Genomic DNA, 21,102 nt, shown 5'->3' with positions numbered 1-21,102 from the left:
GTATTTATTTTTTCAAGACTAAATATCCTTTATTTAGGAATTGTAAGAAAATGTTCAAAAAAAATTCGAAAAATAGTACCTTTTCATCATGCTATAATTTAGCTGATTGGGGGAATTACTATGGAACCAGCGGAAGGAATTGTTTGGTTTTTCGTCAAAGACCATCAACAACAAGGCCCTGTTGGCTTATTTGAATTAAAAAAATTGTTTGAGCAACAAATTTTAACTAGGGACAGCTATGTTTGGCATAAAGATATGGAATGCTGGCAAATGGCGAAAACCGTGGATGTATTAAATGAGTCTATTTTTACGGATTATGGACAGAAAATTCCAAATAATTTAACTAATGACTGGAAAGAAACAGAAAAGGATACATATCCCACAGCTCAGCCATTAGTTCGCTATCTAGCGCGGTTATTTGATCTATCATTATTTTCATTCATCCTGATTACATTTGTTTCCATTTTTTCACCTGCCTTTGTATTCCATTCATCAGCCATTTTTATTTTTATGCTTAGCTTGGTTCTTTATATTTTGGTTGAGGCAGTCATTTTATCCATTTTCGGAAACACATTGGGTAAGTCACTTTTAAACGCCAAAGTAAAAACGGTAAATGGTGAACCAATGGATTTCTTAATTGCTTTGAAGAGAAGTATTTTTGTCACTGCTGCCGGCATGGGATTTGGAGTCCCTATCATTAATTTTATCTGCTTTCTATTCTCTTACACAGACCTTAAAAAGCACGGATTTTCTTCCTGGGACAAACAACTCGGCACCGTCGTCCTATACGGCCAAGTCAGCACATCACGGCTTCTCTTTACAGCCCTATTCCCATTGGCCCTACTTATCGCAGGATTCATGATATAAGCATTCCATTTTAAATAATATGTGAACAACTGAGCAAAAAGCCCTTCCAGTTCCCAGCGGAAAGGCTTTTTTAATTTGCGTTCTTCAAATCAAAGCGTTACGAATATTGTCCACCTCACACGGACATTTGTCCTCCAATGGTGCCTGTCACCTTTTCTCTTATATTCACCATAATTAAGTACAAACAATAGATCACGATGATATTGAAGAATAGGGTAATGATGAGCATGGGTAGTCCGACTTTGATTCCGGCTAGGATTTGAAGTAGGATCATGGCTGTTAGGGCTGTTAGTAATGTGATTAACTTGATGGTGATGATGGATGCAAGCAGGTAGCCGAAGGGTTTTCGTTTGATGAGTAGGATGCCTGCAAGAAGTCCGATTGGTATGATGAAACCAAGGTCCAGAGCCTGTATGACCATTGTGGTGTAATGTTCGATACCAACTGGAGGGTTCCCGTTACTTAGTGACGGAGCGATTTTTCCCATCCATAGGATTCCAAATGCAGTAGACACAAAAATCAAAACCGCACCTATTAATCCTCTAGGCAGCTTTTCATGAAAATACTCTGGTAATCTTGGGATATTGAATGACATGATAGAAAGGGTAAAGGCAAAGAAACTCAATGACATCAAAAGAACATATACTAAAAAGAACCTATTGTACATGGAAAGAAATGAGTAAGAAACGTAGGTATATAAAAAATAGCCTAAGGTACCTGTTAATATCAGCCTCCCCTTTAAAAAGTCTTTCTTAGAAAAATACAGTGAAATAAGCAGTAATGGAACTCCTAGAAACAAGGTAACATAATCCTGAGCAATGGCTTGCAAGGCCATGGAAGCGGAATCATGCTGATAAAGTCCCTTCCCGTAAATACTGATCGTTTCTCCATAAATTGATTGAAATTTGTACTCACCCGGTCCCTGATTAGAAAAGATTCCAACAGAGGTAGTCAAAATTGAAAATAGAGAAATGAACAATGTCAGTATGCCTATTGGTTGTTTGTATTTCATGATGATTTCCCCCCTTTTAAAAAGATTTGTTAATGTTATCGTATCCCAAATGGGATTACTTCCCTATGTGAAAGTTCAATCATTCATTAAATATTCAAAAATAAAAAAGCCTTCTCATACAGGAATTTTCCCTCCAAAAAAACAACCTATAATTTTCTTTCTCAAGGGCATTTCAGGATATAATACATCTAATAGGAATTTCTTGGGGTGAATCGAATGATCAAACTGGACAAGAACCATGACCCTCGAAAAAATGCCGAGCTTGTGAACACAATTAGGGGAGAATGTCTGAATATCAGCGAGATAATCGAAGAAACGGAAGAGCTTTTTCAAAAATACTGTAAAAGATCTCCTCCAAATGGTAAGGGAAAATCGACTCCCCATACAATCACGGAAAGTGTATTTCGCCTATTTTCGAAACATTCACATGTGTTAAAACCGACACGGATTGTTTTTGATACAGCGGGAAATCCCTGCCCCGATTGGAAGGTCGTGCTCGATCAGGAATTCATTCGGCTAACAGAAATTTGCTTGCCTGAGGTCCATGTGACGGACTATGGGGCTGTGGGTGACGGAAGAACCGATTGTACAGGGGCTTTTAAAAAAGCACTTGGCAATGGCAGAGTGAAAGTTTTGGTTCCTGAAGGGGTCTTTGTGACAAAAGGGATTCAAATGCCTTCTTGGTCCATTCTTTCTGGAGCTGGTAAAGGCCTTACTACGATTAAACTGCATGAGGATGCAGCAAAATCCCAAAGATTAGTCACCAATGCCCACCATTGGAAGGGTAATCACCATATCTTCATTCATAGTCTTAGTTTGGATTGGAATGTTGAGCGGCTTGGAAACGTAAAAAAAACCAGCACTTTTGGAAACCATTCGAGCTGCTTAACCTTTGCTAATGTAACGTATGGCTGGGTTAAGGACGTTGAAGCAATTAATCCGGGGCTGCACTGCTTTGATATTTCATCGACGCAGTACAATTATGCAGGTGATGGCTTTCGAGCCCGGGGCAGCAGTAAATATGTCTGGTTCGATCAGTTAACGGGATATGGTTTTGGCGATGATGGCATTACCACTCACCATAGTGATTACATCTTCATTACCAATTCTCACATGTGTGACCCTAGCGGTCGAGCCCACCGAAAAGGCTTTTCTAACTCCAACGGGATAGAAATCGATGATGGTTCTAGAAACGTTATGCTTGTTAATAATTCGTCTGCTAAGTGCTTTGGCGGGGTTGAAATAAAGGCCCATGAAAATTCCTCCGCCGCCTCCAATGTGATAATTATTGGGCATATTTCTGTGAATGATAACCGTTCCTTTAACTTTCGCCACATCGGTCACCATAAAAGAACGGACCCGGAATCAAAATCGGCCTTTAACATTATGGCGATGAATCTGGTATCGTTTGCTCCTGTTTTTACAGATCTTTATCAGGAATCCACGCCCCGCAGTTTGGTCGTTTCCGCCTACAAAAACGTTGTAATAAACCATTTGAGCATGATTGGTGATTCTCATTATGACTTCAAAGGCAATCCAATAGCTGCCATCCAATATCGGGCGAGAGATGTCGTTTTGAGTAATGTTTCGATTTCGAATTTCCATAGAGCAAGTGTTGGCATTAAGGTATTTGGCGGGGAGAATAAGGCAGAATCAATCCAAATAATAAATATAAAATCTGACCAATCCCTGCAAAAGATGATTGATATAGGGAAGGGAAATGAAAGGATTCATATACAATGCTCACAAGAGGAACACGCAAAATAGTTCAAAACATGTAGCAAACTAAAGGAGAGCATTCCGTTTTCGGTTGCTCTCCCTTAATAGAGATAGGAAATGGACGTAGTATGAATGGGCATATGTCCTATCCTTAATTATAGTTTTATTGAATGGCATTTAGGAATTTCCTTGTAATCTCCATTGGTCTAGTAATTGCTGAGCCTACAACAGCAGTATAAGCGCCGAGATCAAACACCCTTTTTAGGTCCTCGGGACACCATATACCTCCTTCGGCAATAACCGGAATTTCCATTTCCTTTGTTAATTTTGATATCATCTCAAAATCGGGCTGACTCTTGCCTTTGGTATATTCGGTATAGCCACTTAAAGTAGTGCCTACACAATCAAAACCTAGGTTATGGGCATTGATGGCTTCTTCATAGGTTGAACAATCTGCCATAAAAATTTGATCCCGATATTTCTCCCTTATCATTGGAAATACCTCATCAATCGTTCTTCCATCAGGTCTGACCCGTTTGGTTGCATCCAAAGCAATTAAATCAACACCCTCCAGATATAGGTCATTAATTTCCACGAGAGTAGGTGTTATATACACATCAGAACCATCATATTCTCGCTTGATTATACCTATAATTGGTAATTTAACCATCTTCTTTATTTCCCGAATATCTTCTACACTATTCGTACGGATGCCGCCTGCTCCTCCAAGCATTGCCGCAAAGGCCATTCTCCCCATAATAAAAGGACTGTGCAACGGCTCTTCAGGAAGTGCCTGACATGACACTATTAGTTTCCCTTTGATTTTTTCAAAAATATCCGTCATGTAGAATCATTCCCTTGCTGTATAATTTATAACTCTTACATTATTTTTGGCGCTTTGTTTCTTTTTCGGTCACGATACTGTCTACTAATTTTTCCGCAACTTTTCGATAAAGATTACTCATGTGAACAAGGGAGGAAATCATCAGGACCTGCTCAAGATAGGGTGATTTGCCTTCAATCCCGGTAGAAATTTCTGCCTCTACCTCTTGAACTCGTTGAGGGAGATCCTCATTAAATTTCTTTACATTTTTTTGGGTCAAATTCAAATAACTATTATAAAAAGGATCTAATTCCAGTTCGTCATGGATGACCCATTTATTTATCCCGTCAAGAGTTGTTTTAATATCATTGATTGATAAAGCTCCCTTTAACTGGTAAATCAAACTAATAAGGATCAGATGCTCCTTTGAATATTTTTTATTTTTAATTGGGAAAAGTAATTTCCCCTTCGCATAGTTATTAATCATCGTTTTCGTAAAGACCTTTTCATCCTCGTTCCGTTTCGATCCAGAAAACTTGTTTTCAAATAACTGAATGATTTGGTCCATATATAAATCTATATTTGGCATATCCTCCAATGTTAGATTGGCTTCCAAGTCCAGCTCATTCAAGATTCTTTTGATATCTTCCATAAATAAACTCCGTTCAATTCCATGATATTTTTATTATACAGAAAGACTTAGCAATTGACTAGATAAGGAAATACATGTATTATTATATGTAGTTATTAAAACTACATAGTGTGTCAGGAGGCAAATTTTATGAATAGTTATATTCGGGAACCTATCAATGGTTTAACACATTTAGCAGGAGCAATTTTGTCTTTTGTTGGACTGCTGGCAATGGTTATCAAAGCTGCTATCACAACACCTACACCAATGGCAATCACAGCCGTGATTATTTTTGGAATTAGTATGATTCTATTATATTCTGCCTCAGCCACCTACCATATGGTTATTGCACGTGATAGGGTCATTGCTTTTTTACGACGGCTCGACCACTCGATGATCTTTGTATTGATTGCCGGCACCTATACCCCTTTCTGCTTTATTAGTTTAAGTGGAAAAACGGGTGCTATTCTGTTTTCGATTATTGCTGGAGTGGCGATTAGCGGGGTTGTATTTAAGATGGTTTGGTTTCAATGTCCGCGCTGGATATCAACCGCACTCTATATCGCGATGGGCTGGATGATTGTGTTTGTCTTCTCACCGCTTTCAGGCAGTATGAATCCTGTTGGTTTGTTTTTATTAGTGTTAGGCGGGGTCTTCTATACCATTGGCGGGGTAATTTACGGGGCAAAGCCAAAGTTCTTGGAATTTAAGCATTTAGGTTTTCATGAGATCTTCCATATCTTTATCTTGCTTGGCAGCCTGGCTCATTTTTTTAGTGTATTTTTGTATGTTATATAGACCTTTGTCTTAATGAAGCGCCTCAACTTATGGGGCGTTTTTTTATTTAAAATTTGACAATTTGCTATCATTAACTTTTTACATATTGACTCAAACTAAAAGGAGAGTTTTAATAAAAAGGTTGAAAAAAATGATAGAGGTGTTTTTCTTGCTGCGGTTAATTTTACAGATTGGCATCATTGGTTTTTGTTCTATGTTATTCGGTTTTGCTTTTAATACATTTCTTATCCCACATCAGTTGACATCGGGCGGTGTTACGGGCATAGCCTTTTTAATTCACCATTTTACCCATATCAATACCGGTTGGATCGTTTTACTAATCAATATTCCATTATTTATTTGCGGGCTTAAATATTTGGGAAAGAAATTTGTTCTTCTTACCATCTATGCTGTAATGGTTTTATCTTTTAGTATGAAATTTATTCCCATCCATGCAATAAGTTCGGATATTTTACTTTCATCCATTATTGGAGGAGCGCTATATGGAATTGCTGTTGGGATTTTAATCCGTTATGGCGGGTCAACTGGGGGCACTGATATCGTAAGCCTGATTATGGCTAAAAAGAGAAATTTGCAGGTTGGCTTTTTAAATATGTGTATGAACTTTTTAGTGGTGGGCATTTCTGGTTTAATTTTTGGCTGGAATATCACTTTATATACCATTATTGCCATCTATGTAGCAGGGCGTGCCGTTGATATGGTCTACACAACACAAAATAAATTAACCTTAACCATTGTGACAGAAAAATACAGTGAATTAAGTGATGCATTAATCAAACTTCATTCTCGAGGAGTTACCATCACGGATGCTGAAGGGGCTTATACCCATAAACCCAAGAAGGTATTAACGACGGTGATTACAAAATTCGAATTGAACGAAACTAAACACACGATAAAAAATATGGATCCCAAAGCCTTTGTTAACATTACACAAACATTAGAGGTAATGGGACGTTTTCGTAGAGACTAGCAAATTAACAAAAAGAAGCTTAGGCAACGGTGGTTAAAGTGCGCTAAGCTTCTTTTTTATTAGGGGCTTACTCTTCAGTTATCCTCTTCAATTCTTCATACAAAACCACCGCATGGTTATAAACAGCATCCTTTGCCCCATAAAGCAGCGTAACCGTTCCCCTTTTAGCCATCTCACGTAATTGCTGAATCAACTGAACCTTCTGCACATCCGTACGAAGCTCCTCCAAATACCTCTCACGAAACGCCTCGAAAAGCTCTGGCTTATGACAGAACCACTTCCGAAGCTCGCTGCTCGGCGCAATCTCCTTATACCAATGCGACAACCGCGCATTCTCCTTCGAAATCCCCCGCGGCCACAACCGATCAACCAAAATCCGGCTTCCATCTAACTCATCAAACGGCTCATAAACCCTTTTCAGTATCAACATAAACTCACCTCACAATCCATGGTGACAGGCACCACAAAAACACAAAACCACCTATTTTGTCCACCTGGGATGGACACTTTACTAATATTCAATTTGTCCACCTGACATGGGCATTTGTACACGAAGGGTGACAGGCACCACCTTGGCAACACGGCACCACTGCATCGCCATTAGTCCTCGTCTTTGATGTCGGGGTCTTCGGGGATAGGTTCGCTCAGGATTTCTTCGACGAGTTGTTTGTATTTGTCGAGTTGGCGCAGGTGGGTGTTGAATTGTTCTTTGTTGATCAGATACTGGTCTCCGTCAAACAGTGCGCGGATTTTGTTTTGTTGGATGAGTGTTTTGACGGTTTGTTCCGGAACAGATAGGTATTCTGCTGCTTCTTGAATGGTCAGGTACATTGTACGTCCTTCTTTCTGTTTTCTATTTATTACAGTAAGTCAACAATCGGGCAATGAAGGCTATTGTGCTAGCCCTTCCTTTGAAGCCCTGGCCGATGATCTAAAAAGTTCTGTGAGGCAAAGCCCCTTACTTCCTCTTCAGAGTAATATTTTAATAGTTCTTTAATAAGTGTTTGACTTTTTCCCGCGTTCTCCAGCCCCATAACAAATTGAGATATGCCATCAAAATCAGAACCCAGTCCGATTTGCTTCACCCCGCCTAAGGAGCAAAAATGGTCAATATGCTTAATCAAATCATGAATCTTCGCCTCGCCAGACTCGTTGATAAACGGCGGATTATAGACTACATGAATCAGCCCGCCTTTATCAAACATCGCCTTCGCCTGCTCGTCGGTTAAGTTACGTGGATGATTGCAAAGCGCCTTGGCATTGGAATGGCTGGCAATCGGAAATTCCGCAATCTCCATTACATCCCAAAAGGCTTTTTCACATAGATGAGATACATCAGTCAGAACCTGATTCCTATTATTTAACTGGACAATCTCCTTGCCAAACAAGGTGAGTCCTGCACCGCGCGGCTCTCCTGCCCCATCTGCCGCCAAATTCGCATTATTCCATGTCAGACCAACAGATCGAACACCCAAGCGGTAAAGGGTCTCCAGCTTCATCAAATCATTGCCGATCGCATCAACGCCCTCAAGCGTCAACATCGCACCGATTTGGCCAATTTTTAACGCATCAAAATCAGCCCACTCTTTGATATGGACCATGTCAGGATTTTTCCCCAATACCTCTTGGTAAAAATAATGAACCTGCTCCAATGCCGCTTGAAACTTTTGGTCGGAAGGAATGTCCGGTTCCAGAAAAATAGCAAAGCACTGAGTCTTAACGTTCCCTTGCTGCAGACATGCCTTATTCGTCTCCAGCTCCGGAGCATTCGAAAAACTTAGGGCCCCCTTTGCATCCGCTAGCTTCATCAAGGCATCACAATGTAAGTCAATGATATTCATGCTCTCTACTCCCTTAGTTATTTTCAGCATACGCTTTTATTTTAGGAAGTACCCGATCCCAAATTTCCGCACTGGCATCACAATAAAACTTCCCGTTCTCCATCGCTGAAAAATCCCCCTGCAAAATCCGGAGAATTGTTTTTCCAGGTACCTCTGTCAATTTGAAGGTAATTCCATCCTCATCGGTAACCTTTGGTCTTACCTTCATTCGTACATCAAAGACCATGAACCGTAAGAGCTGGCCGGGTTCAAGGGCTATTACATTCCCCTCCACTATTACCGTCCCATCCTGCCCCTTCCAATAAACCGGGCTCCCTAATTGCCAATCAGATTCAATATGAAACTCAGGTCCTCCGCTTGAAAATTCCAGAGCCCATCTGTCAGTACTTTCGCGCTTTGTAATGGCATCCCAAACTTTGGACGCCGGGGCATTAATTTCTACCGATTGATCAACAAATAGTTTTTCCATGATCTTCACTCGTTCCCACTTTTTTCTCCATTATAACAAAATGAAACCAACCAAACCAAAAACCCCCTCGCCATCTAGGCAAGGGGAACCTAATAATTTAATTTTTGGCTTCTTCCGTTTTCTTAACTCTAAAAATAGCATGTTCTAAAAATAAACATAAAACCAAGCCCATAATTAACCCGTTGGAAACGATGTTTCTTAGCCATGGCGCCACAGTTTCATAGCTTTCAGGGGGTAAAAACATGATTCCAATTCCCGTCATAAGCGAAATTCCAATGACAAGTAAATTCCTAGCCGACGGCTCCTGGCCCATTAAGTCACGAATCCCGAATCCTAGCATTTGTGAAAATGGAATAAACAGTGAAGCATAAGCTACCTCTAACGGCAATGTGGATAAAAATCCTCCGATATATGGTAAAAATCCCGTAACCAAAATGATAACGGCACCGATGATCATCGGCCGCTTTGCTTTAATCCCTGTGGTCGTGATAAAGCCCGCAGCTACCGACAACGGAACCACACCAACTACAGAAAACAGCCCGGATAAAATCAAGTTTACTCCATTTCCAAATATCCCTTTTTGGTACTGAACCGGTTTAATTTCTTTTTGAAGCGAGAGCCCCACCACTAAAATACTTGCAATCACATTCGAGAGCAGCACAATCGAGGTAATGATCGAAGTTAAGACAATTCCAGCATCGAACTCCGGCATCCCCCAGCTGAATAGCTCTGGAACAGCAAACCAACTGCTAGGTTCATAGGCTTTGCCTGTATGAACCGGTCCCAACCAACGAAACAGCAGCCAGCCGGCCACGATCCCAATCAGTGGTCCCAAGCTTTTTAAAATTCCTGTTGCCTTCAGAGAAATAGTTAATATCAGGATAATTTCCAGCAAACAAATAAACGCAATAGTCGCGTCAAAATGCCCAGTTTCAACTATGCCAAGCATACTTTTAAAAAACGATCCGCTAAGCTGGCTGACGAGTAAAATTAAATAAACACCTGTGACAATTGGCGTAAACAAATTCCTCACTTTTTCAATAATAGGCAAAAAGCTTAGAACTGCCATGAATCCCCCTGAAACAATCAAACCCAGTTCCAGTTGCTTTAACAAATGGCCTTGTTCAGCCGCAGCACTTGTTGTACCTAGTAAAATAAAAATGGCCCACCACATGCCGGCAGCCCCTTCGATAACTTGGAGCCGATGACCGAAGAATAGTTGAATTAGTGTGGCCGCTCCTCCCACAAATAGCATGCGCTGCATAAAGGATGATATTTCTGCAGGAGACATATGAAAAGCAGCCCCAACAACCACTGGGACAGCCACAATGTTTGTCAGCATAAAAACAGCCCATTGTATACCTTGTACTCCAGAGAGTAATCCGTTCCCCTTTTTCTTTAAATCGCTCATTATTGAAACCTCACTTTTATCTATATCGATTTCTCCATTATTAAAGAATAACAAAATTCCTGTTAAAGGTATAGAATTTACTTCGTCAATCGAAGTATCATAAATACTCCTCTAGTCTTAGTTAAAAATAATTCCCTAGTGCATCGCCATTCAATAAAGGAAATTGTATTCTATTTATAGAAGCAGTAAGGATAAAGGGGATGAATAAAAATGAAAAGAATTTTCTTTTTACTAATAGTAATTGTCGGGTTATATTTAGTCTTTAATCGATCGTTTCACTTTCCTGTGATGCAAGCATCTAAAACAGATGGTACAGCCGCAATTACCAAGCAAACGGAAGTGATTAGTGTAGACGTCGCCAATGTCAGTACCACGATTATCCCGGAAGATCGGCCTAATCTGAAGGCTGTCTACAATGGCAAGCAAAAGCTGTCTGTAAAAGAAAACGGTGATGCCATTAAAGTTTCTGTAAAAGGCAAATGGTTTCACTGGTTTAATTGGCTGTCATTCTCTGAAAAGAACAAGCTAATCATTTATATTCCGGAAAATTATGATCAGAACATGAAAATTGATTTAGGTTCTGGAAATGTTAACTTTTCAGGAGAGTCCAGAACAAATCCCATGAAATTAAATGAATTATCCATTGATATCGGCTCTGGAAATATGAAATTAAAAAACTTGGAAGTAAAACAATTTGAACATGATGGGGCCTCAGGAAATGTAAATGTTAATTCTCTAAAAGCCGAAAGAAGTTCCTTTGACTTAGGCTCAGGCAATGTTGATATCCAACACTATGTAGGAGCGATAAAGGCTGATGTCGCCTCCGGTGAGCTTGATATTCAAATGGATCAATTAACCGATTCTATCCAATTAGATCTCAGCTCCGGAAATATCAAACTTGATTTACCAAAAAGTGCTGATTTCACCATGAAGGGTGATGTAAGCAGCGGCAATATTTCCTGCAACTTCCCGCTGAAATCCAAAGAAATTAACAAAGGTAGCATAAACGGAAGACATGGTTCAGGCAAACACCTGATTCAGCTTGATGTTTCAAGCGGTAATATCCATATATTTTAACGAAGCGCTTGGATGAATAATCCAGGCATTTTTTTTGCTAAGAAAACCAAGTTTCCAAACCCCTCCCGCAAACATACCGTATAATGCCTTGTGTTTTGATCATGAAAGGAGCGTTTCTATGTACTTCCCTTACTACCTAATGCATCCCGTGTTAACTGCTCAACCGGGGTATATGATCAATGTCCAATTCCCTCGTACGTATCCACCTGTGGATACTAAAATATTTGAAAGCTCTATAAAATCCTTTCGTTTGTTAATGGAACAAGGAAGTTTATTGTTAGACCGATTAAGCAATGTTAGTTTTGCTCACAAAATCATGACGTTTGCACAGCAAGGGAAAAAGGCTGAGGTGGATCAACTGATTCAATCCACCGGCCTTAAGGTCCCGGTTACAACCAAATTCACTCCATCAGGGGTAGAACTTATACTGACCGCAAAAGGCAGCCAAACTACCTTCGGCAATTGTTGCACCTTAACTATTAATTTGAAATGGGGACAATGACTCCTGCAAAAAAGTGGACTTTATAAATGAATCCGCCTTAATATATCTTATCCTTTTAAGTAATCGCCCTCATTTGGTTAACAGGTAATGGTATCTCAAATGGGTGAGAAAACTCATGAAGGATTCTCTCAGATTCATGATAGGAAAAAGACGATTCGGTTCTCCTCCCGAATCGTCTCTTCTTAGTTCAATCGATACACTCTTGTCTCATAAGGTTTTAGCATTATTTCTGTTTGTGGCTGATGCTTTGGAACCTCATAGTTATTTAATAACAGTTGATCGTAGTCAACCTTTACTCCAGTGACAGTTGCAGATGCAACCGATAAGTTGGCCATGACGATGATTTTTTCATCGCCTAATGTCCGGGTGTAAGCAAAAATTTGCAGATCATCCTTTAATATCAAGTCATAAGTACCGTACGTAAATACTTCATTCGCCTTCTTTAAGCGAATCAATTTTTTATAAAAATGTAAGACAGATTGAGCATCTTGCTGTTGCGCTGCCACATTAATCTTCTTGTAATTCGGATTGACTTTTAACCATGGATTCCCTGATGAAAATCCACCGTTCTCTGCATCGGACCACTGCATCGGTGTCCGTGAATTATCGCGCCCAGAAGCCCAGATCACTTCCATTATGTTCTCATGCGGAATTCCTTCTTCACGCTTCAAGCGATACATATTTTTCGCCGATACATCATCATAATCATCAATCGAATCAAACTGAACATTAGTCATGCCGATTTCTTGGCCTTGATAAATAAAGGGTGTCCCCTGCATAAGGAAATAAACAGCCGCAAACGCTGTGGCACTTTCTCTCAAGTACTCTTGGTCATTTCCCCAGGTAGAAACCACACGTGCTTTATCATGGTTTTCAATAAATAACGCATTCCAGCCCTTGCCTTCAAGTCCTTTTTGCCAACGTGAAAGTACTTCTTTAAATTCAACGATATCAAGCTCTTTTTTGACCTCGGCATCCCAAAGTTCAAGATGCTCAAATTGAAAAATCATATTAAATTTCCCTTGATTTTCGCCAACCCAAAGCTCTACATCTTTGACATCATCAGCGGTTACCCCGTTTGCTTCACCAACGGTCATGATGTCATATTTTGCGAAGGTCTCTTCTTTTAATTCCTTTAAAAAGGTATGGATCCCTTCAACATTCATCATTTTTCCAAAGCATGGAACATATTTAAGGCCAGTTGGATTTGGCATATCTTTAAGACCGGGTTCTTTTTTGATATGGCTGATCGCATCCACCCTGAAACCATCAATCCCTTTATCAAGCCACCAGTTTACCATGTCATACAAAGCATTCCGTACTTCTGGATTTTCCCAGTTCAGATCGGGCTGTTTTTTTGAAAAAAGATGCATGAAATATTGGTTAGATTTTTCATCATACTCCCAGGCTGGTCCCGAGAAAATGCTTTCCCAGTTATTCGGCTCTTTGCCCTCCTTGCCATCCCTCCAAATATACCAATCCCTTTTTGGATTGTCCTTTGATGAGCGGGATTCAATGAACCATGGATGTTCATCGCTCGTATGATTTATGACTAAATCTAAGATAAGCTTCATACCTCGATTATGTGTTTCCTGTAGCAGCTGATCAAAATCAGCCATCGTTCCAAATTCACCCAAAATTTCTTGGTAGTTGCTAATATCATAGCCATTATCATCATTTGGTGATTGATACATTGGACTAACCCAAATGACATCAATTCCTAAATCTTTTAAGTAATCTAGCTTTGAGATAATTCCTTGAATATCACCTATTCCATCCCCGTTTGAATCCATGAAGCTGCGGGGATAGATCTGATAGGCAACTGCTTCTTTCCACCATTGTTTATCCATATGAAATCCTCTCTGACTGTATACATTTTTTTGTTCGGGTAGCATTACCCATTTCATCATGTGAATGTTTAATTAATAGTTGCCACTGATTTACGTTCAATTAATTTAGTGGGAATGGTGATCCGCTTTGGCAAAGAGTCAGGTTGTTCTATTTTTTCAATTAAATACTTGGTTGCTTCATACCCCAACTGAAAAGTACCGATATCAACTGATGTCAATGGTGGTCTTGAGTGTTCAGACAAGGAAAGATTATTAAATCCTACTACCGAAATATCATTTGGTACTTTTATATTAAGTGTTTCCAGATAACTGATAATTTCATAAGCCATTAAATCATCCTGGGTGACCAAAGCTGTTGGGGGTGTTTGTAACTCCATTAACGTACGAATGGAGTCTTTGCCTTTTTCAATAATATAGCTCTCATGAATGATATATTCCTCATTCAAAGGAATTCCCGCTTCTTTCAATGCGGCTTTATATCCATTAATACGGTCAAATGTTACGACAAACTCATAGTTGATCCCAATATAAGCAATGCGTTTATGACCATGTTTGATTAAATAGTTAGTAATTTGTTTTGAAATCGCGACATTATCATTATCAACATATGTGATCCGTTCTTCATTTACACTTGGTCGACCAACAACCGTGAAAGGAAATCCGGCCTCTTCAAGGAATTGCATCGTGCGGTCATTTATCCTGGAATACAATAGAACGATTCCATCAACGCGTCTTCCCATCACCATCGAAAGCACTTCTTCATGAATTTCTTCCTCCGTTGCTCCGGTAGACAGGTAGATTCCGTATTTACTTTCATTGGCGTTCATACTAATTCCCCTTAAAACCTCCGGAAAAAAGGGATTTCGGAAGGCATGGTAGGCAGAATTGGGCATGATAACCCCAATGGTTTGTGTACTTTTGGCAGCAAGGCTCCTCGCCTGAAGATTTGGATAATAACCTAATTCCTCCATCACTTCTTTAACTCTTCGTTTTGTTTGTTCACTGATTCTTGGATTATTGGCAATCACCCTTGAAACAGTGGAAGGTGATACATTTGCTGCCTTCGCCACGTCTTTAATCGTTACCACCATGACTTCCTCCTAATACAAATTGCATTTTTTTCAAAAATAATTGATCTCTTTACTTAACCGCACCGTCGGAAATCCCTTTAATAATTTCACGCTGGGCAAAGAAGTACGCGATAATAACCGGTATGATAGCAATGGAAAGTCCCGCTAATGCAAGGTGCCATTGCTTTGTATATTCTCCAAAGAAGAAGAACATCTTTAATGGAATCGTCTCCATGCCCTCTTGGTTAATGACAAGTGATGGTAATAAGTAGTCATTCCAAATCCAAATCGTATTAAGAATGGCAACTGTTACAGTAATTGGTTTTAACATTGGAAAGATAATGTACCAGAAAATTTGAAACTTGTTGGCACCATCAATCGTCGCTGCTTCATCCAACGATTTTGAAATTCCATTTAAGGTTCCATGATATAAGAATATGGATAAGCTTGCTCCAAATCCTAAGTACATGAATATAATCCCTGGGCGGTTCAGCATTTCCATCTTCCCAAAAATAGTGACAAGCGGGATCATAACGGATTGAAACGGGATCAGCATGGCAGCAACAAAGATAAAGAAGACGACGGTACTAACTTTACCCTTGTTTCTTGATAGGGCATAAGCTGCCATCGAAGAAAAAATAACGATTACTAATACACTGACTACCGTAATAATAACGGAATTTAAAAACGTTTTTAGGAAATCTAACTCAGTAAATGCTTCAACGTAGTTATCAAATGTAAAGGTTTCTGGAAGTTTTAATGTATCTGAAAAAATTTCTCTTTTTGTTTTGAACGAATTTACAATCATTAAGTAAAAAGGAGATAGCCATAACAGGCCTAAAAGTACGCCTAAAATTTCTAGTGTCCATTTATTTTTACGCATTACATTTCAACCTCCTTTTTCTTATTGTAGTATACTTGGGTCAAGGAAATAACTGCTACGATAATGAAGAAAATCACGGCCTTGGCTTGTGCAAAAGCTAATAGGTTATCCGTATAGGCTGTTTTAAAAATCTCCATCGCCAGCATTTGGGTGGAATTAAACGGACCGCCTGCTGTTAAAGAAAGGTTTTGATCATAAAGCTTAAAGGTATTTGACAAGGTAAGGAACATACTTACAGTGAAAGCTGGTGCTACCAAAGGGAAAATAATGTAGCGGAAGCGTTGAAAAGGATTTGCACCATCAATTTCAGATGCTTCTAGCAATTCAAAAGGCACACCCTCTAGATAAGAAATGTAAATGACCATGATGTAACCGGACATTTGCCAACTCATCAAAATTACCAGTGCCCAAAAACCTGTTTGAGTGGTGGATAACCAACCTTGTAGACTTTCCATTCCTAGAATTTCGCCCAAACTAGAAAACACTTTTATAAAAATAAACTGCCAGATAAATCCCAGGATCAGTCCACCAATTAAGTTTGGCATAAAAAAGATGGTTCTTAAAAATTTATTTGTCTTAATTTTTGAAGTAACAATAAGTGCTAAAGAAAGACCGATAAAATTGATTAAAATAATAGAAACAACGGAGAATTTAACGGTAAACCATAATGAATCCAAAAACTCCTGATCCTTAAAAACTGCAATATAGTTATCAAATCCAACAAATCCTCCAACATCGATTCCATTCCAATCGGTAAAGGAATAGTAGATCCCAAAAACTAGAGGTAAAATGACAACCAAAGATAAAGCCAGCAGCACTGGAGCCAAAAATAACCAGTAGGATAAATCCTTTGTGCGTAACATATATAAAAACCTCCAAGTGTAAAGTGAGACTTAATTTGGAAAGAAAAGGGGCTGATTGATAAAGAACCATCCCCTTATGAACCAGGCCCTTGTCTCTCATAAGAAAAGCGGAAAGTGAATAACAATGGGCCCTCCTATTTGAGGGGGACCCATTATTATTTTTTTCAAGAGAACTTATTTATTTCGTTTCGTTTCCCATGATTTTTGTACTTCTTTCACAAGATCATTCCAGCTTGTTTGATTGCTTAAATATTTTTGAATTTGTACACCAAGCTCATCTTGTCCCCAGCCTGTTGGGTAACCCATGAATGTCCAGCCGATTGTCTTGCCATCTTGTGCATATTGATATATTTGCTTAGATAGTGGATCTTTGATTTGTGATGCATCATAGCCTTCATAAGCAGGGATAAACTTGAAGTCATTGATTACAGCTTTTTTACCTTCATCAGATGTGTATAACCAGTCAATGAATTTCTTAGCTTCAGTTTGTGTTTTCTTGTCTTTGTTGCTGTTTACGCCCCAATACATTGGAATTCCAACTGGGATCGCATCTTCTTTATAGCCTTCAACTGGAATTGGTAAAATTCCAATGCCGTTGTCTGCAAACTCTTGATCGATACCAGCGATTGAACCATATACCCAGTTACCTTGTTGAATCATCGCTACTTTTTGAGTAGAGAATAATTCTTCAACTTGTTGTGAGTAATCAAGGCTTACAGTAGGTTGAACAGAATATTTGTTTTGCATATCAAGGACTTTTTTGAATGCATCACCGTATTTGAAGTCAACTTTTTTAGAGTTGAAAGCTTTTAATACGTTGTTATCAAATTCAGGTGCAATGAAAGCGTTGGATAAATGTAATCCAGTTACCCAAGTTTCTTTTGCTGGTAAAGCAAAAACTGCTTTTAAGCCAAGTTCACTTTTCTTAGAGTCTAACGTTTTTACAGCCTTTTCCAAGTCTGCATAGGTTTTAATTGATTCTGGATCAATTCCTGCCTTTTTAAATACATTCTTATTATAGATAAATCCATAACCTTCTTGGTTGTAAGGCAATCCAAGTACTTTTCCATCTTTTGTAACTCCATCAAGAGTGCCTTTTAAAGCAGCTTTTGCTGCATCAGTGTCAGAAAGGTCAGCTAATTTCTTCTGCCAATCTTGAACGTCCTGAGGTCCACCAATGTTATAGATGGCAGGCTCTTTACCGGAAGCAAATTTTGATCTTAAGGCTGCACCGTAATCTTCACCGCCACCAACAGTGGTGATGTTGATGTTTACTCCCTTATGCTCCTGCTCATATTTTTTGGCTACATCTTGGAATTGCTTTTTAAATTCCACTTTGAATTGGAACACATCAATAGTTACATTGTCTTTTGAACTTTCCTTTGAATCGCTTTTGTCCGCATTGCCGCAGCCTGTTAAAAGAAGACTTAATGAAAGAACACCTGCTCCAATTCCGGAAAATAATTTTTTCTTGTTCATGATTTACCTCCACATCAATAGTGATCATTTGCTACATTTCTATGCGCAAACTATAAATTCATGGTTGCTTTTAGTTTGCATTGGTTTGTCAAAGACATTCTATTTGTTTCTATTTGGGAAATCGTTTGCACAATAGAACATACCTTGATTTCAACTAGAAACTATTAATAAAAGCTTAAAAAACCCTCAAACTATTAAGTTGTGAAATCGATTGCGCAAAAAAGCAGAAAAACCGTACTAAAATTGTTGCATATTAATATAGCAATATTCCTTTAAACGGTTATCTCTACTATTCCCCCCTATCTTTCTATATGCTATATACGAATTAGTGAAAACGGTTGCACTAATCGGTAATTTCATAGTATCACTTTTATATTTTTTGTGCAAACGTTTTTTCAAAACGAAAGACACTTTTTTGTGTTTTGAAAGTGTCTTTCATTTAGTGTCCGATTGGCAGTCGCAGTGAATTTAATAGTGATTTGTCTTTCATTTTCTTGATGAAAGACTATTAACATATCCTTTTCATGCATTTTGTCCTTCATAGCCCTTGTGAAAGACGATTTAAATAATTTCCTCTATCGTTTTGTCTTTCATACCGCTGATGATAGTCAATTTCACACGATCCCTTAATGTGTATTGTCTTTCATTCCCCTTGTGAAAGACAAATCCCAAATAGGTATCCTTCCCTTTGGCCCTCAAGATCGAAATGATAGAAAAATGTCTAAATTTCCTTATATACATTTGTCCTTCATCTTATAAAAATGACAAACTGCCCTATTTTTTCAAAACGATCGCTTCGTAGGGGCGCAGTTTTTTCATTTCCCGCTGTTCATAGTTCGCAATGAGAGTTCTGTAATCTGAAATTCTGCTCAATAAGTTGCTGTTATCCAAGACTATTTCTTCCCCACTAAAATTACATAAGACGATCAAGCTCTCCTCTTTCCAGTTCCTCTCATAAGCAAACAATGAAGGATGATCTCGCATCAATAAATGAAAGTCGCCCTCCGTTATAATTTCCAGTTCCTTACGAAGTGAGATTAATTTCTGATAATAATAGAAAATCGACTGTGGGTCCTCTAAGGTACTTTTAACATTAATCTCGTTATAACGTGGATTCACTTTGATCCATGGTGTACCGTTTGTAAAACCTGCATGCTCTGTATCGTCCCATTGCATTGGAGTTCTGGCATTATCCCTCCCTTTTGCATAAATCGAAGTCATAATCTCCTCATGAGAATAGCCCAGTTCTTTACGCTCGTGGTACATATTAATTGTTTCAATATCCCGGTAATCGTCAAGGGACTCCCATTTTACATTTGTCATACCGATTTCTTCACCTTGATAAATGTACGGGGTTCCTTGCATGAAATGGAGACAGGTCGCCAGCATTTTTGCCGACTCTACGCGATACTCTTGGTCATTGCCAAAGCGAGAAACAATCCGCGGCTGATCATGGTTATTCCAATATAGACTGTTCCAGCCTTTATTATGTAACCCAGTTTGCCATTTGGTTAAGTTATCCTTTAAATCGACCAAGTTTAACGGCTTTAGATTCCATTTCCCGCCAGGTGCACTGTCCAGATCCATATGCTCAAATGTAAAAATCATATTCACTTCGTGACGCTCTGGATTTGTGTAAGCAATAGCGTCAGCAGGAGTTGTTCCCGGCATTTCTCCCACTGTCATCACCGGATATTTGGCGAGAACTTCCTGGTTCATCTCCTGTAAAAATTCATGAATCCTTGGACCATTCATACAGTACGAGGTGCCGTCTCCGTATAACTGTCCATCCTGCTGTGGACCTTCAGGCAGACCTGGTTCTTTTGAAATCAAGTTGATAACATCCATTCTGAAACCATCTACACCCTTATCGAGCCAGAACTTCATCATCCGATAGACTTCTTCGCGCACCTTTGGATTTTCCCAATTAAGATCAGGCTGTTTTTTTGAAAATAAATGTAGATAATATTCATCGGTTGCCTCATTGTAATCCCATGCCGGGCCGCTGAAAAAAGAGCCCCAATTATTCGGTTCCTTGCCGTTCTTTCCTTCCCTCCAAATGTAATAATCGTGGTAAGGGTTTTCCTTTGATTGTTTTGACTGCACAAACCATTCATGTTCATCAGAGGTATGATTGACTACAAGATCCATCACGAGCTTCATATCACGTTTGTGGAGTTCGGCAAGCAGTTGGTCAAAGTCCTCCATGGTACCAAATTCCTTCATAATCTCTTGATAGTGACGGATATCATAACCATTGTCATCGTTAGGTGAATCATATACAGGGCTGAGCCAAATTACGTCCACACCTAATAATTTCAGGTAATCTAATTTTTCAATAATCCCTGAAATATCACCAACTCCATCTCCGTTTGAATCATTAAAACTGCGTGGATAAATTTGATATACAACACTTTTTTTCCACCATTTATCATCTTTTTTCACGTAACTTTCCCCTCCTTTATCTAAACATCCAAACTATACCAGAAAAAAAAGAAAAGTGTAAGTGCCCTAGTCATCGGCGTATGACCTCCTCGAAAAAGCTTAACGCTTTTCCTTCGTGCGATGCCCATGCTGCCGGAGCCTTCCTTGTGGAGTCTCTCCAACTGAGATAAAGGAAACACGAAGAGCCAAGTTACTTCGAGATCATCCTGCGGCTTTGCGACGAGCTGAACAGCCACTTCATCGATTATGCTTTGGCGCAGGAGCAGGAGGTGATTCGATGTTGACTTATCGTAGGGCGGAGAGCGAAGGACACTAGCCGCTAGGGCACTGGAGCTAGACAATTCTCTAAGTCAAAACCTACTATATTAAGAATAGAGTAGGAGGGGGTGACT

20 protein-coding genes are annotated in these 21,102 nt (G+C 39.2%); 6 read left to right on the top strand and 14 right to left on the bottom strand.

Annotation, left to right across the window (positions count from 1 at the left end):
• Window positions 1-120: 120 nt before the first annotated feature.
• Window positions 121-867 (top strand): RDD family protein, encoded by a 747-nt coding sequence (locus V7083_RS12175; RefSeq protein ID WP_335478034.1) that lies wholly within the window; start codon window positions 121-123, stop codon window positions 865-867.
• 115 nt (window positions 868-982) lie between these two features.
• Here the strand turns inward: V7083_RS12175 and V7083_RS12170 are convergent, their stop codons facing one another.
• A complete protein-coding gene (locus V7083_RS12170; RefSeq protein WP_335478032.1) occupies window positions 983-1,879 on the bottom strand; it encodes a hypothetical protein in 897 nt (298 codons plus the stop codon).
• A gap of 216 nt (window positions 1,880-2,095) precedes the next feature.
• Here V7083_RS12170 and V7083_RS12165 point away from each other — a divergent pair, with 216 nt between their 5' ends.
• Window positions 2,096-3,646 carry a glycosyl hydrolase family 28-related protein gene (locus tag V7083_RS12165; protein ID WP_335478030.1) on the top strand — a complete coding sequence of 517 codons (1,551 nt, stop codon included), beginning with the start codon at window positions 2,096-2,098 and terminating at the stop codon, window positions 3,644-3,646.
• 115 nt (window positions 3,647-3,761) lie between these two features.
• Here the strand turns inward: V7083_RS12165 and V7083_RS12160 are convergent, their stop codons facing one another.
• Window positions 3,762-4,442 carry an N-acetylmannosamine-6-phosphate 2-epimerase gene (locus V7083_RS12160; protein WP_335478028.1) on the bottom strand — a complete coding sequence of 227 codons (681 nt, stop codon included), beginning with the start codon at window positions 4,440-4,442 and terminating at the stop codon, window positions 3,762-3,764.
• Between the two features lie 40 nt (window positions 4,443-4,482).
• Window positions 4,483-5,073, bottom strand: a complete 591-nt coding sequence (locus V7083_RS12155; protein WP_335478026.1) for a DUF1836 domain-containing protein — start codon at window positions 5,071-5,073, stop codon at window positions 4,483-4,485.
• Between the two features lie 129 nt (window positions 5,074-5,202).
• On the opposite strand from V7083_RS12155, the gene trhA reads away from it, so the two are divergent.
• Both trhA and V7083_RS12145 read left to right on the top strand, forming a co-directional pair.
• Window positions 5,203-5,850 (top strand): PAQR family membrane homeostasis protein TrhA, encoded by a 648-nt coding sequence (gene trhA / locus V7083_RS12150; RefSeq protein WP_335478024.1) that lies wholly within the window; start codon window positions 5,203-5,205, stop codon window positions 5,848-5,850.
• 148 nt (window positions 5,851-5,998) lie between these two features.
• Window positions 5,999-6,820, top strand: coding sequence for a YitT family protein (locus tag V7083_RS12145; RefSeq protein WP_335478022.1), 822 nt, complete (start codon window positions 5,999-6,001; stop codon window positions 6,818-6,820).
• Between the two features lie 67 nt (window positions 6,821-6,887).
• On the opposite strand, the gene V7083_RS12140 is transcribed toward V7083_RS12145, so the two are convergent.
• The 5 genes from V7083_RS12140 to V7083_RS12120 form a co-directional block, all read right to left on the bottom strand.
• Window positions 6,888-7,250, bottom strand: a complete 363-nt coding sequence (locus tag V7083_RS12140; protein ID WP_335478020.1) for a DUF488 domain-containing protein — start codon at window positions 7,248-7,250, stop codon at window positions 6,888-6,890.
• Window positions 7,251-7,420: 170 nt separating this feature from the next.
• The gene (locus tag V7083_RS12135; protein ID WP_335478018.1) at window positions 7,421-7,651 is read right to left on the bottom strand and encodes a helix-turn-helix domain-containing protein; all 231 of its coding nucleotides are present in this window, start codon (window positions 7,649-7,651) and stop codon (window positions 7,421-7,423) included.
• Window positions 7,652-7,719: 68 nt separating this feature from the next.
• Window positions 7,720-8,661 (bottom strand): dipeptidase, encoded by a 942-nt coding sequence (locus V7083_RS12130; RefSeq protein ID WP_335478017.1) that lies wholly within the window; start codon window positions 8,659-8,661, stop codon window positions 7,720-7,722.
• Between the two features lie 13 nt (window positions 8,662-8,674).
• Complete coding sequence (locus tag V7083_RS12125; RefSeq protein WP_335478015.1) at window positions 8,675-9,130, bottom strand: SRPBCC family protein; 456 nt, start codon at window positions 9,128-9,130, stop codon at window positions 8,675-8,677.
• Between the two features lie 97 nt (window positions 9,131-9,227).
• Entirely contained in the window at window positions 9,228-10,541 is a 1,314-nt protein-coding gene (locus tag V7083_RS12120) for a purine/pyrimidine permease (protein WP_335478013.1), read from the bottom strand.
• 210 nt (window positions 10,542-10,751) lie between these two features.
• On the opposite strand from V7083_RS12120, the gene liaG reads away from it, so the two are divergent.
• On the top strand, window positions 10,752-11,618 hold the full coding sequence (gene liaG / locus V7083_RS12115; RefSeq protein WP_335478011.1) for a LiaG family protein: 867 nt from the start codon (window positions 10,752-10,754) through the stop codon (window positions 11,616-11,618).
• A gap of 118 nt (window positions 11,619-11,736) precedes the next feature.
• The gene (locus V7083_RS12110; RefSeq protein WP_335478009.1) at window positions 11,737-12,120 is read left to right on the top strand and encodes a hypothetical protein; all 384 of its coding nucleotides are present in this window, start codon (window positions 11,737-11,739) and stop codon (window positions 12,118-12,120) included.
• Between the two features lie 182 nt (window positions 12,121-12,302).
• Here the strand turns inward: V7083_RS12110 and V7083_RS12105 are convergent, their stop codons facing one another.
• The 6 genes from V7083_RS12105 to V7083_RS12080 all read right to left on the bottom strand — a co-directional run bounded on the left by V7083_RS12105 (window position 12,303) and on the right by V7083_RS12080 (window position 20,710).
• Window positions 12,303-13,970 carry a glycoside hydrolase family 13 protein gene (locus V7083_RS12105; protein WP_335478007.1) on the bottom strand — a complete coding sequence of 556 codons (1,668 nt, stop codon included), beginning with the start codon at window positions 13,968-13,970 and terminating at the stop codon, window positions 12,303-12,305.
• Window positions 13,971-14,038: 68 nt separating this feature from the next.
• Window positions 14,039-15,061, bottom strand: coding sequence for a LacI family DNA-binding transcriptional regulator (locus tag V7083_RS12100; protein WP_335478005.1), 1,023 nt, complete (start codon window positions 15,059-15,061; stop codon window positions 14,039-14,041).
• A 49-nt stretch (window positions 15,062-15,110) separates the two neighbouring features.
• Complete coding sequence (locus V7083_RS12095) at window positions 15,111-15,923, bottom strand: carbohydrate ABC transporter permease (protein ID WP_335478003.1); 813 nt, start codon at window positions 15,921-15,923, stop codon at window positions 15,111-15,113.
• Entirely contained in the window at window positions 15,923-16,786 is an 864-nt protein-coding gene (locus V7083_RS12090; RefSeq protein WP_335478001.1) for a carbohydrate ABC transporter permease, read from the bottom strand. Before V7083_RS12090 ends, V7083_RS12095 begins: the two co-directional genes overlap by 1 nt.
• 174 nt (window positions 16,787-16,960) lie before the next feature.
• Complete coding sequence (locus V7083_RS12085) at window positions 16,961-18,265, bottom strand: ABC transporter substrate-binding protein (protein WP_335478000.1); 1,305 nt, start codon at window positions 18,263-18,265, stop codon at window positions 16,961-16,963.
• Between the two features lie 774 nt (window positions 18,266-19,039).
• On the bottom strand, window positions 19,040-20,710 hold the full coding sequence (locus tag V7083_RS12080) for a glycoside hydrolase family 13 protein (protein WP_335477998.1): 1,671 nt from the start codon (window positions 20,708-20,710) through the stop codon (window positions 19,040-19,042).
• Between the last annotated feature and the right edge of the window lie 392 nt (window positions 20,711-21,102).

The sequence above is a fragment of the Bacillus sp. JJ1764 genome (assembly GCF_036962145.1).
Classification (GTDB): domain Bacteria; phylum Bacillota; class Bacilli; order Bacillales; family Cytobacillaceae; genus Neobacillus.
This window is presented reverse-complemented; position numbering and strand designations above follow the sequence as displayed.